The 12,457-nt window shown below is 71.1% G+C and carries 10 protein-coding genes; 6 read left to right on the forward strand and 4 right to left on the reverse strand.

The annotated features are described in order from the left end of the window. Positions 1-89: 89 nt before the first annotated feature. Both AB0J04_RS38030 and AB0J04_RS38035 read right to left on the reverse strand, forming a co-directional pair. Positions 90-428 carry a hypothetical protein gene (locus tag AB0J04_RS38030; protein ID WP_363173206.1) on the reverse strand — a complete coding sequence of 113 codons (339 nt, stop codon included), beginning with the start codon at positions 426-428 and terminating at the stop codon, positions 90-92. A 375-nt stretch (positions 429-803) separates the two neighbouring features. Next, entirely contained in the window at positions 804-1,529 is a 726-nt protein-coding gene (locus AB0J04_RS38035; protein ID WP_363173207.1) for a hypothetical protein, read from the reverse strand. A 512-nt stretch (positions 1,530-2,041) separates the two neighbouring features. Between AB0J04_RS38035 and AB0J04_RS38040 the strand changes: the two genes are divergently transcribed. After that, a complete protein-coding gene (locus AB0J04_RS38040) occupies positions 2,042-2,515 on the forward strand; it encodes a hypothetical protein (protein ID WP_363173208.1) in 474 nt (157 codons plus the stop codon). Positions 2,516-2,656: 141 nt separating this feature from the next. Here AB0J04_RS38040 and AB0J04_RS38045 read toward each other — a convergent pair whose 3' ends face one another. After that, positions 2,657-3,121: a DUF4279 domain-containing protein gene (locus AB0J04_RS38045; protein ID WP_363173209.1), complete on the reverse strand. Its 465-nt coding sequence runs from the start codon at positions 3,119-3,121 to the stop codon at positions 2,657-2,659. Between the two features lie 398 nt (positions 3,122-3,519). Between AB0J04_RS38045 and AB0J04_RS38050 the strand changes: the two genes are divergently transcribed. After that, positions 3,520-5,652 carry an alpha-galactosidase gene (locus tag AB0J04_RS38050; RefSeq protein ID WP_363173210.1) on the forward strand — a complete coding sequence of 711 codons (2,133 nt, stop codon included), beginning with the start codon at positions 3,520-3,522 and terminating at the stop codon, positions 5,650-5,652. 215 nt (positions 5,653-5,867) lie between these two features. Here the strand turns inward: AB0J04_RS38050 and AB0J04_RS38055 are convergent, their stop codons facing one another. Then, positions 5,868-6,917, reverse strand: coding sequence for an amidohydrolase family protein (locus tag AB0J04_RS38055; protein WP_363173211.1), 1,050 nt, complete (start codon positions 6,915-6,917; stop codon positions 5,868-5,870). Between the two features lie 477 nt (positions 6,918-7,394). Between AB0J04_RS38055 and AB0J04_RS38060 the strand changes: the two genes are divergently transcribed. The 4 genes from AB0J04_RS38060 (at position 7,395) to AB0J04_RS38075 (ending at position 12,329) form a co-directional block, all read left to right on the forward strand. Then, on the forward strand, positions 7,395-8,948 hold the full coding sequence (locus AB0J04_RS38060; RefSeq protein WP_363173224.1) for a bifunctional 3-(3-hydroxy-phenyl)propionate/3-hydroxycinnamic acid hydroxylase: 1,554 nt from the start codon (positions 7,395-7,397) through the stop codon (positions 8,946-8,948). A gap of 9 nt (positions 8,949-8,957) precedes the next feature. Then, positions 8,958-9,830: an alpha/beta hydrolase gene (locus AB0J04_RS38065; protein ID WP_363173212.1), complete on the forward strand. Its 873-nt coding sequence runs from the start codon at positions 8,958-8,960 to the stop codon at positions 9,828-9,830. Next, positions 9,827-10,840, forward strand: a complete 1,014-nt coding sequence (locus AB0J04_RS38070; RefSeq protein WP_363173213.1) for a VOC family protein — start codon at positions 9,827-9,829, stop codon at positions 10,838-10,840. The genes AB0J04_RS38065 and AB0J04_RS38070 overlap by 4 nt, the downstream gene beginning before the upstream one ends. Positions 10,841-11,159: 319 nt before the next feature. Then, positions 11,160-12,329, forward strand: coding sequence for a N(5)-(carboxyethyl)ornithine synthase (locus AB0J04_RS38075; RefSeq protein WP_363173214.1), 1,170 nt, complete (start codon positions 11,160-11,162; stop codon positions 12,327-12,329). Positions 12,330-12,457 lie beyond the last annotated feature (128 nt).

Below are 12,457 nucleotides of genomic sequence, written 5' to 3' on the forward strand. Positions count from 1 at the left end.
GGACCGCTATTGCCGTAGCGGTTCCGATCGGCGAGCGATCAGCCACGACCACTTGATCTTCACGATCGGGTGACCTGCGAAGTACGGGCCTAGACGGTCGGCGGCGGCGTCCTGTCCTGGAGGCCGTCGTCCTGTATGCGCCGGGATGTGTGCGCGGCCAGGTGGATCTGGCGCGAATAGATCGGTGGAGTACCGTCTGCGGGCGCGGGCTCTTCGTAGCATTCGAGGAGCAGGTCGCCACGCATGTCTTCTAGCTCGTAAGGTGCTTCCTCCAGCAAGGCGTTGGCCCACACTTCGAGAGACGCGTTCTTCAGCGCCTCGTTGGGAACCTGGATGAGGGGCCCGGAATCCATCAGGTGCCACTCTGGCTCACCGTCGGCACGGAAGCGCAGTCGCCACCAATACGGCTGGAAGTAGGGTTTCTTCAACGAGGACCAGCTCCCGGTTCTGTCGAGGGCTCGAACGCAGGCTGACCTGGGATGGTGACACTCCGGCAGTTCCAGGTTCACAGATCGGGAGCACGTCCGCGAGTGGAAATTTCCCATGCCGGCGTTCATCGGCATCGGCCCTGCTCACCGGCGGGTGTTGAGGGCGGACAGGGTCAGCCGGCCCCAACCGACACGCTCGGCCGGTGGGGCGACGCCCCGCGGACGATCCCCGTACTTGAGCAGATCCGCGTTCCCTGGCCAGGCGGGTCCACGACACGCTTGCTGTGGCCGCCATCGGGCTGCGGCGGTGGCTGTGGGCGTGCCCGTGTGCCGCACCGGGCCGCCGCAGCCGGGCCGCTTCGCAAGTGCCACTGCTTACCGCATGACGGGACGGTTGGCGGAGGCGTATTCGTCCGCGACGTTGAAGACGCCGGCACAGCACGGGCATTCCGCTTTGCCGAACAGGTGGGCAATCCCGCCGGTGAGCACCTCCTGCCCGTCGCGGACAGTGATCTGATGCATCCACCGGCCGGTGCCGACGAGTTGCTCGCCGACCGCCGGCCGCAGCTCCCGTCGGATCTCCTCGCCCCCGTCCCGTACCTGCGCGTAGCACCCGAAGCAGCCGATGGCGATCGTCACCCCTACGCCGCAGTGGGGACAGTCCACGTGCAGGATGCCGTCGGTGAAGCCTTCCAGGGTGTTCGCCCAGTGGTACTGCTCTTCGACCGCGAGCAGGGCGCGGAAGGACACGAGGTAGTCGGCCGGGCGTGACCGCAGGTGCCGGTCCAGCACCTCACGGAACTCCGCGATCGCGCCAGTGCAGTTCGCCGGCAGATCGTCGCAGCCGTGCGGCCCTGCCGCGCGCTCCAGGATCTGCCCGGCCAGGCCGCGTGCCTGCGCGCTGTGTGGCGCGAGGCGCACCAGCCGCGGCAAGGCGGCGAAACTGGCGGGGGACACCACGTCATGCTCGAGGACGAGCCGCCATCCCAGTTCCTTCCATGCTTCAGGATCGTTCCGGGTCTCCACCCGCTCCAGGAGCTCCGGAACACGATCCACATCGAAACGGCAGTCGCGCATCTGCGCCCAAGTCCAGTCCACCACCTGAGCATTGAACCGGGACCGCTGGTGTAGCGCATCACGTCGGGCTCGGCGTCCACGACACCCTCGACCCCACGAGCGGAGTCCACCGCCCCGGATACGCCCACCTCCTCCGGGAACGTCGCCACCGCCCGGTCCGGCAGCGACTCACGCGGAGCCTGCACCTGCTCCGCTCCCGCCTCCTCCAGGCCTGCGGCGACCGAGGGCCAGTCCCCGTCCGGGGCCAGTTTGACGATCACACGCACCGACATGTCTGCCTCCGTCCGGTCCGGAAACACGTTGCTCACTCCACCTTCGCTCGCCCGCTGTCCCGCCCGCGACCGGTGCCGACGCGTGCGGTGCCCAGGTGCGGGCTGTGTCCCGGCCTGCGGCGATCCACCGGCCGTCGCTCTCCTGGATGACGTAGAGCGCGTCCGTCTTGGCCTTCCGGTCGACGGTCGCCTGATGCGCCGTGGTCGACGAGGCGCAGGAGCTTTGGGACCGCATGTCGGAGGCGGCCAGTAGCCTCGGTCGCCATGGGCATTCAGATCGATGTCGTGGTGGGTTACCCGGTCGACGACGAGGTGGAGAGGGTGCTCGGGTTGGCCGAGGCCGTCGGCGAGCCCGTCGCTGTCACGTTCCTGTGGGAGGGGCGTGAGGAGGCGGAACGTGCGGTGCTGGTGCCCGCGGCCACGCTGGCGCTCTGGGAGCATTGGGCCCCCACCGCCTACCCGACGAGTGGCACTCGGGAAGAGAGCCGGGCTGTGGCGGAGGAGCCGGAGCCGGCTCACCCAGCGGAATTCGGCGCGTTCACGCTGTACCGTCGCCGGGTCGGAGGGCGCACGGCGGTGGCTCGCAAAGGCGTGGTGGTCGCCGAGCTACTGGACCCCGACGAGGCGCACTGGCTCCAGGAGAAGGCCCGCAATGTCCGCCACGGCTTCATGGATCCGAAGCAGAAGGCCGCATTCGAGGCGTTCCTCGCCCGGCAGGCATCCCTCGATGATCAGTGACGCGCCGCCTCATGCTTCGTGGCTTTGTCATCGGTCTTCGGGCGCCGGCCGTTGAGCCCCCGCATCCCCGCTGTCTCGTCACCGGGCCCGGCATGGGCTACCGCTTCGAAGGGTGACCACGGCACGCGGCAAGCTTCGCCGTTACCTCGGCGCGGCGCCGGGCGTCGGCGCCGTGGGCGGATAGAGGTCGAGAACGACGTCGAGCCCCAGCCCGGCGACCTCGGTGAGCAGAGGGGCCGGCAGGACGCAGCCTCCCTGACCGTTCTCGCTGCCGAAACCGAGGCACAGCTCCAGATCACAGTCGACGGACAGGCGCGTCAGCTCCTCACGACGCCCGTTGACCAGTCGGACCAGCGCCGCGACGTGCTCCTCAAGCCCGCTGTCGTTTCCCAGTCCACTCCGTCGGATCCAGACACTGGTCTCCCGTCGGCGGCTGCCCGGGTTCCGGGGACTCGACAAGCTCCCCTGTTCGTACTGCTCGTCGGGGACGATCCCCAGGCGAGCCGAGATCTCGTCGGCGCGGACCGTCCGGCTCGTGATCCGGATCGATCCGGCCGACCACTTCGTGTCCGGCAACGGCGAGTGCGTCGTCGAGCGTTCTGGCACGTCCTCACCATCGCAGGCCGGTCAGCGGCAGGCCAGCGCATTCCTCGGGCGCTCGCAGGGTCCTGGATCCGGCACCTCGAAGCAGGGCCACGTCAGCAGGGCCTCACCGGGCCGGTCACCAGGGCTGCCGGACCACGTCCTGTTCGGTGCGGCCTGCGACTGCGAGTACGCGCCGACCCGGAGCGTCGACGCCGATCTCGACCTCATGGCCGAGGCCGGGATCGCGCCGTGGTGCACGGTTCGGAGTCCGAGCTCCGAGTGGCTTACCGAGGCTTGTGTGACCGGTCACATCCATGTAAGCATTGTGAGCGGTCACAACCGTGCGGAGGGCCGATGCAGGACCGACGGAACAACCGCGAACGGCCTGCGGGATCGCAGTGTTGAGAAGGGAAACCGCGTTGAGCACTGCTGTCGAGGCAGCTGAGAAGTCTCTTCTCTGGTCCCATGAGGCTCTGGGGCTGCGCGCCCTCGCGGACTGCGCCGGGTCGGTCAGGTGGGGAGCGGTGGGCCAGGACTGGAACACGCTGCTGCCGCTCGTCGAGGTCACGGTCACCGGCCATGGCCGCAGCTGGTCGGGCGAGCGGTTCATCGACACCGCCGTCGGCGAGCGCCTGGCCTACCGCGGTCACCGGACCGTGGTGGAGGGCGACCGGCAGCGCACGACGATCCGGCTGGCGGATCCGGCGACCGGCCTTGCCGCCGACATCACCCTGGGAACCTGCCCCGGCACTCGCTTCCTCCGCTCGCAGGTGCGTCTGGTCAACGAGGGCGGCGCGCCGCTCCGGCTGGAGAGCGTGTCGACCCTGACCCTCGGCGGCATCGTGGACGCCGAGGGCTCTCTCGACGGCCTGACCCTGCACTGGGCGGACAACGACTGGCTCGCCGAGTGCCGTTGGCGGCACGGCGCGTTCCGTGACCACGTCGTCCCGCTGAGCCGGGCCGCCCACGGTCACGAGGGGCGCGGCTGCTTCGAGCGGTACTCGCAGGGCAGTTGGTCCACGGGACGGCACCTGCCGATGGCCGCGCTCACCGACGACCGGACGGGCCGCGCCTGGCTCTGGCAGATCGAGTCCAGCGCGGGCTGGCGCTACGAGAGCGGCGAACGGGAGGGCGCCGCCTACCTCGCTCTGTTCGGACCCGACGACGCCCACCACCAGTGGTGCCAACTCCTCTCACCCGGAGAGGAGTTCACCACCGTGCCGGCCGTCCTCGTCAGCGTCGGGACCGGTGGCCTGGACGCCGCGTTCGGCGAACTCACCGCCTACCGGCGCCGGATCCGCCGCCGTCACCCGGACCACACCGCCCTCCCGGTGATCTACAACGACTACATGAACACCCTGATGGGCGACCCCACGACCGACAAGCTCCTGCCGCTCGTCGAAGCGGCCGGATCGGCGGGCGCCGAGGTCTTCGTCGTCGACGCCGGCTGGTACGACGACGACGCCCAGGGCTGGTGGGACGCCGTCGGCGCCTGGGAGGCCTCCGAGAGCCGCTTCCCCGGCGGCATCGGGCAGGTACTGGACGCCATAAGGCGGCACGGGATGACCCCGGGACTGTGGCTGGAGCCCGAAGTGGTCGGCGTCCGCAGCCCGCTGGCCCGCACACTGCCCCCCGAGGCGTTCTTCCGCCGGGGCGGAATACGGGTCACCGAACACGGCCGCCATCACCTGGACCTGCGCCACCCCGCCGCCCGCGCCCACCTCGACCGGGTCGTGGACCGGATCGTGGGCGACTGGGGCGTGGGCTATCTGAAGTTCGACTACAACGTCAACGTCGGCCCCGGCACGGAGAACGGCGCGGAGAGCGCCGGCGCGGGACTGCTCGGCCACCATCGCGCCCACCTCGACTGGATGGCCTCCCTCCTCGACCGCCACCCCGGCCTCGTCCTGGAGAACTGTTCCTCGGGCGGCCTGCGCATGGACTACGCGCAGTTGGCGGTGGTGCAGCTACAGTCCACCAGCGACCAGCAGGACCCCCTGCGCTACCCGCCCATCGCCGCCGCGGCCGCCACCGCCGCGACCCCCGAACAGGCCGCGGTGTGGGCCTACCCCCAGCCCGGCTTCAGCCCCGACGCGATCGCCTTCACCCTCACCGGCGCACTGCTGGGCCGGGTCCACCTGTCCGGGTTCCTCGACCGCATGAGCGAGGCCGAGCGGGAACTCGTCCGCTCGGCCGTCTCCGTCTACCGGAGCATCCGACCGGAGATCGCCGACGGCCTCCCGTTCTGGCCGCTCGGCCTGCCCTCCTGGGAGGACGCCTGGCTCGCCCACGGCCTGCACGGCCCGGTCGGCACGCTCCTCACGGTGTGGCGGCGGGCGCCGGACCAGGGCGACCACGGCGCCCGTACACTCCCGATCCCACACCTGCGCGGTACGCACGTCCGCCCCACGGTGCTGTACCCCGTCGGCGCGGACGCCTCCGCGGTCTGGGACGCAGCCGACGGGCGGCTCACCGTCGCCCTGCCGCGCCCCGGCACCGCCGTGCTGCTGCGCCTCGACACGGCTCTACCGGCGGAGGGTCGCGAGGTGTGAACCCGTTCCCCGACTGCTCGACGGTGAGCGTGCGCAGCCGGGAGGCGGCCGGCTCGATGGCGACCGGCGGGACGAGGGTGGCCAGGGTGACGGTGTAGGCGTCCGTCGGCGATCCAGGTCGAGGAGGAGTTGGCGGCTGACAGTCCCAGGGCGAGGTCGGGCAGGGCGAGAGGGAGGGCAGGGACCGAAGCGACGAGCGGTGCGTCACGAGGCTGTCAGTCGGTTCCGGGCTGGATGAGCCTGTAGAAGAGGCGGGCGCCGGCCCGTTGGGCGGACTGGCGCAGCCGTACCGGGAGCGGGCGGGCCGGAGTCGGCGCGGGCGGCTTCGCGGCCAGGCGGGGGAAGAGGGCTTCGGCGTTGGTGCGGTTGACGGCCGCGAGCGTGCCGGGATCCACGCCGCTGTCGAGGCCGCCCGCGAAGTACTGGGAGGCGGGCGTGGGGGCGAAGGGCCAGTCGCTGCCGAACAGGACGTGTCCGGGGCGGGCGAAGGCGAGCAGGGTGGGCAGGGCGGCGGGGCTGGAGGACAGCGCGGTGTCGTAGTAGAAGCCGCGCAGGTCGTCCAGGGTGTCGAGCGGGCTGCGGCCGGTGTCGGCGGCGATGGCGACGGCCATGCGGTGGGAGGCGTAGGGGACGAAGCCGCCGGCGTGGCTGAGGATGAAGCGGATGTTCGGGTGGCGGCGCGGCACGCCGTTGCGTACGAGGAGGTAGGCGGCGCGGGTGGTGTCGAGGAGGAAGTCGGCGGCGAACGGGGGGATGCCGTCGACGGCGGGTGCGGGGAGTTCGGCGGGATGGACGAAGACGACGGCGCCGTGCGTGTCCAGGACTCGCCACAGCGCGTCCTGGCCCTCGGCCCCGAGGTAGGCGCCCTGGTTGTTGGCGAGCAGGGTGACCCCGTCGGCGCCCAGTTCGGTCAGGGCCCGCTCGGCCTCCCCGGCCGACGCGTGGACGTCCGGCATGGGCAGGGTGGCGAACCAGCCGAAGCGGTCGGGACGCTCGGCGGCGAGGACGGCGCAGTGGTCGTTGAGGTGTCGGGCCAGGGCGGCGGCCTCGCCGGGGTCGGTGAGGAACCCGGTGCCCGGGGTGGAGAGGGAGAGGATCGCCGTGTCTGTCCGGAGCAGGTCCATCAGGTCCAGGGCGGCCTCGGGGCTCCAGTCCGGCAGGGCGCGGCCGCCCGCCTGCGTGATGCGGGCCTTGGCGAGGGCGTCGCGGTAGAGGGCCGGGACGAGATGCTGGTGGACGTCGATCCGGTGGGGTGCGGTGGTCATGGGGTGGCCTCTTGGCTTTCTGGGCTGAGCGGGTCGAGGCGACGACGATCCAGTCGTTCCGGCCGCAGCCGACGCGGCGCGGTGACCGACTCGACGAGCGGTCGTGGCAGCGGGTGCCGGTACGGCGGCGGGGTCGGACCGGGAGGGCGGAGGGACTCGGCGTGCCCGACCCGGGGCGGTTCTCGACGTTCGGGTCGTCGGCAGAGGGCCTCGGGGGCGATGAGGACGCCCGGTAACGAGTGGGGGACAAGAGCCATGTGCCGTCCTCTGTCTCCTCGTGATGGGACGTGCCCCTCCTTCCGCGCCGACTCTTGACCGTCTCCGGCACCCGGTTTAGCGTAGCGAGCATTCCAATTGGAGTAAACGCTACAACAAAGAGCCGATGCGAGACAGTGAGGTGGCCCGGTGAGCGAACTCGATGCCAAGGGCAGAGCCGAAGAAGGCCCCGGGGACGGAGTCGGATCCGACGCGTACGACGTGGCGGTGATCGGCTACGGGCCCACGGGCGTGACCGCGGCGAACCTGCTGGGCGCGCTGGGTCTGAGGGCGGTCGTGCTGGAGCGCGACGCCGAGATCTACTCCCGTGCGCGGGCGATCTCCACGGACGAGGAGGTCATCCGGATCTGGCAGCGCATCGGCCTGGCCGACCGGCTCAAAGAGGACATGCTGGCCGAGCGGCCGCTCGACTTCGTCGACGCGCGCGGTCGCACCTTCCTCAGCGCCTCCCCCACGCCGCGCGGACACGGGCATCCGCCGCAGATGTTCATCTACCAGCCGGCGCTGGAGCAGGTCCTGCGCGACGGAGTCGACCGCTATCCCAACGTGGAGATCCTGCTGCGACACGAGTGCCTGCGGCTGCGGCAGGACGCCGACGGCGTGGAGCTGACGGTGGTCGGGACCGCCGACGACTCCGTACGACGCGTGCGCGCGCGGTACGCGATCGCGGCCGACGGCGGCTCCAGCCTCACCCGCGCCCAGCTGAACGTCGGCTACGAGGGACGGACGTACGAGGACCGCTGGGTCGTCATCGACACCAAGATGCTCAAGCCCTGGCCGGATCACGACCGGCTGCGCTTCCGCTGCGACCCGGCGCGTCCGGCGGTGGACTGCCCCACCCCGCTCGGGCATCACCGCTGGGAGTTCCCGATCCTGCCGGGCGACGACGAGCAGCACCTGACCAGCGACGGCGCGATCCACGCGATGGTGTCGCGGTACGGGATCGGCCGGGACCAGATCAAGATCCTGCGGGCCACCGTCTACAGCCACCATGTCCGCTTCGCCGCCCGCTTCCGGGTCGGCCGGGTCTTCCTCGCCGGTGACGCCGCCCACGCGATGCCCCCGTGGATCGGCCAGGGCATGGCGGCGGGCGTGCGGGACGCGGCCAACCTGTGCTGGAAGCTCGCCGCCGTGCTGCGCGGCGAACTGCCCGACACCCTCCTCGACTCCTACGAGGCCGAGCGCAAGCCGCACGTCCGGGAAGTCACGAGGCGGGCCGTGTTCACCGGGAAGATCATCACCGAACGGCGGCTGCCCGTCGCCAGGATCCGCGACACGACACTGCACGCCGTCCGCCGGGTGTCCGCCCTCGGCGGTCGGCTGGTGGACGCGCACTGGATACCGGTCGCCCACTACGCCGAGGGGTTTCTGGCCCGCCCGCGCACCAAGGCCTCCGGGCGTCAGATCCCCCAGCCCTGGGTGACCGGCCCCGACGGGGCACGGGTCCGCCTCGACGACGTGCTCGACGGCCGCTGGCTGCTCCTGCACGGCGACGCACCCGCCCCGCAGCCCGCGTGGGAACGCTCCCGGGTCGCCTCGCTGACCGTCCTGCCGGCGGGCTCACGCCCGGCCGAGAACACGGTCGTCGACAGCGACGACGTACTGCTCGCCTGGCTGGCGCGACAGGGCGCGGCCACGCTCGCCCTGCGCCCGGACGCCTATGTCTACGCCGCCGCTCCCACTGGCGCCCGACTCCCGCCGCCCCCGGCCGGATTCACACCGGCCCCGCACCCGACCGCCTCGATCGCGAGCTGAGGAACGCCCATGCCCACGCACAGCGCGCCGCCCCCCATGCGAGAGTCCCTGATCGACGTCGCCGGAAGGCGGATCTTCGTCGCGGAGACAGGGCAGGGTGCGCCCGTCCTGCTGCTGCACGGCGGTGGCCCCGGCGCCTCCGGCGTCTCCAACTATGCCCGCAACATCGCCGCGTTGGCGAAGGAGTACCGGGTCATCGTCCCCGACCTGCCCGGCTACGGCCGCAGCGCCAAGGGCATGGACGGCACGGATCCCTTCGGCCATCTCGCCGACGGCATCCGTGGACTCATGGACGAACTCGGCCTGGACACCGCCCACTTGGTCGGCAACTCCTACGGCGGCGCCTGTGCCCTGCGCCTCGCCCTGGACACCCCCGACCGGGTCGACCGCATGGTGCTGATGGGCCCCGGCGGCATCGGCACCACCCGCGCCCTGCCCACCCCCGGGCTCAACAGCCTGCTCGCCTACTACTCCGGGGAGGGGCCTTCGCGGCTGAAACTGGAGAAGTTCATCCGCGACCATCTGGTCTTCAACGCCGCCGACGTCCCGGACTCCGTGATCGACGCGCGCTACGAGGCGAGCATCGATCCGGAGGTGATCGCGGCCCCGCCGCTGCGCCGCCCGTCCGGGCCGAACGCCCTGCGCACGCTGTGGAAGATGGACTTCACCCGTGACCGACGGCTCTCCAGGCTGCCGGTGCCCACCCTGGTGCTGTGGGGCGCGGCGGACAAGGTCAACCGACCCGAGGGCGGCCGGATGCTGGCCGAGCGCATGCCCGACTGCGACCTCTACATGGCAGCCAACACCGGGCACTGGGTGCAGTTCGAGCGTGCCGAGCTGTTCAACCGGATGTGCGCCGACTTCCTGGGAGGCCGCCGATGAACGCGGCTCCCGGAGCATCCGTCTTCGGCGCCGTCCACCTCGGCTACATCGTCGTCGAGACCGACCGCTTCGCCGACTGGCGCCGCTTCGGCGCCGACGCCATCGGCATGCACCACGACGACCTCTCCCACGACCTGATGCGCTTCCGGATGGACGACCAGGAGTGCCGTTTCCTGCTGCGCCGCGGTCCCGCCGAGGACGTCGTGGCGATCGGCTGGCACATCGACGACCACACCGCCTTCGAACGCATCGAGCACCGCATACGCGCCCACGGCGTGCCCCTGGTCGAAGGCGCCGAGGAAGAGGCGGCACTGCGCGGCGTCGAACGCCTCCTGCGCTTCCCCGGACCGAAGGGCATCACCCAGGAGATCTACACCACGCCCGTCACATCGGCCGAGCCGCTGAACATGCTCGCGTCCGGATGGGTCACCGGCGAGGCGGGCATGGGCCATGTCGCGATCACTTCCGCCAAACCCACCTTGATGCGCGGCTACTTCGCCACGGTCTTCGACGCCCGTCTGACCGACTGCATCGACGAGACGATCAGCGGCGTCAGGCTCAAGATCCGCTTCCTGCGCGTCAACGAGCGCCACCACTCCATCGCCATCGCCGCCGTCCGCGGTCTGCCCATCGACCCGGTCCGCACCCGTGTCCAGCACCTCAACATCCAGACGGCCAGTCTCGACGACCTCGCGCGCAGCTACGAGCGGGTGCACGAACTCGGCTTCGACATGGCACTCTCCGTCGGCCGGCACACCAACGACAAGGAGCTCTCCTACTACGCCCGCACCCCCTCGGGCTTCGAATGGGAAGTGGGCTGGAACCCGATCGTCATCGACGAGACCACCTGGCAGCCCACCACGCACCAGGGCATCAGCACCTGGGGCCACCTGCCCGTCGGCCAGACCATCGTCGACAAACTCGACCAGTTCCGCCTCGGTGCGCGCTCTCTCGCGCACGCGGAGAAGACCGTTCCCGCCCTCAGCGGGGCCGGCATCGCCGACGACTGACGGCCCACGGCCGGACCCGCCCGCCCACCGGTCCGGCCGCGCCCCTGCGCCCGGCGTCGCCGCCGCACCGACCGCAGCAGGCTGACAACGCGAGGCCGGAGCGACCGCACCCGGCGGACGGCTCCGGGCCGGGAGTCCCGAGCGACGGCGGCGGGCGGAAGCCGGTGGACGACGGTCCGCCGCACCGCTCTCGGGCTCGGGACGGGAGTAGGGTGGCAGTACCGAGCGCACCTCGCACGCCGTCATCCGTTTCGGCGTCGCCCTCGGGGAACGGCAATGCCGGAGCGCATCGCGTCCGGTCGGAAATGAGCCGCCCCACATGAGTCTGATGAGTCTCGGAGTACTCTCCTCCTCCCGCAAGGAGAACGAGTCCCGGCTGCCACTGCACCCGCGCCACCTCGACCGGATCGCCCCGGACATACGGGAGCGGATCTTCCTCGAACAGGGCTACGGCCGACGCTTCGGCGTCGCCGACGACGCGCTGCGACCACTCGTGGCGGGCCTGCGCTCCCGCGAGCAGCTCATCGCCGAGTGCGATGTCATGCTGCTGCCCAAGCCGATGCACGACGACGTCGCGGAGCTGCGCGAGGGCCAGGTGCTGTGGGGCTGGCCGCACTGCGTGCAGGACGAGAAGATGACGCAGATCGCCATCGACCGACGGCTGACCCTGATCGCCTGGGAGGCCATGAACCACTGGACCTCCACGGGCGCCTTCAGTGTCCATGTGTTCCACAAGAACAACGAGCTCGCCGGCTACTGCTCGGTGCTGCACGCCCTCCAGCTCGGCGGGCTGACCGGCCACTACGGCCGCCGCCTGCGCGCCGCGGTCATCAGCTTCGGCGCCACGGCGCGCGGAGCGGTCACAGGCCTGGGCGCCATGGGGGTCACCGATGTCACGGTGCTCACCCAGCGGGCCGCCGCGGCGGTGGCCTCGCCGATGCCCTCGGTGGTGATGGGCCACTTCGAGGAGCAGGAGGACGATCCGTCGCGCCTGCGGGCGGTCACCGCGGCCGGTTCCGTGCCGTTGGCGGAGTATCTGGCCGGGTTCGACGTCATCGTCAACTGCGTCCTCCAGGACACCGACGCGCCGCTCATGTTCGTCGCCGACGAGGACCTCGCCCTGTTCCGGCCGGGGACCTTCTTCATCGACGTCGCCTGCGACGAGGGCATGGGCTTCGGCTGGGCCCGCCCGACCACCTTCGGCGAGCCCATGCTCGCGGTGGGGCCGGGCTGCCACTATTACGCGGTGGATCACAGCCCGTCCCACCTGTGGAACTCCGCCACCTGGGAAATCAGCGAGGCGCTCCTTCCCTACCTGCGCAAGGTCATGAGCGGTTCGGTGGCATGGGACAGCGACGTCACCGTCAAGAAGGCCATCGAGATCCGCGACGGCGTCGTCCAGAACCCGAAGATCCTCTCCTTCCAGCACCGCGAAGCCGCCTACCCCCACCCGCCCGAGCGGGACCCCCAGGGCTCCGGGAGGCGCTGACCACACGGCCGCCGCGCTCACGACGTAGGTGCCTGGGTGCTGTCGCTGAGCCACCGTGACGGACACGACGGGATCGGTCGGCTCGAAGGTGTTCAAGGCCACCGGGGGCGGTCCGCGCATGCGGACCG

Source organism: Streptomyces sp. NPDC050263 (assembly GCF_040655955.1).
GTDB lineage: Bacteria > Actinomycetota > Actinomycetes > Streptomycetales > Streptomycetaceae > Streptomyces.

Bases quoted from the DNA above. Each gene is read 5' to 3' on its own strand.
- AB0J04_RS38075 (WP_363173214.1), top strand. From the start codon at position 11,160: ATGAGTCTGATGAGTCTCGGAGTACTCTCCTCCTCCCGCAAGGAGAAC.
- AB0J04_RS38055 (WP_363173211.1), bottom strand. From the start codon at position 6,917: ATGACCACCGCACCCCACCGGATCGACGTCCACCAGCATCTCGTCCCG.
- AB0J04_RS38065 (WP_363173212.1), top strand. From the start codon at position 8,958: ATGCCCACGCACAGCGCGCCGCCCCCCATGCGAGAGTCCCTGATCGAC.
- AB0J04_RS38040 (WP_363173208.1), top strand. From the start codon at position 2,042: ATGGGCATTCAGATCGATGTCGTGGTGGGTTACCCGGTCGACGACGAG.
- AB0J04_RS38070 (WP_363173213.1), top strand. From the start codon at position 9,827: ATGAACGCGGCTCCCGGAGCATCCGTCTTCGGCGCCGTCCACCTCGGC.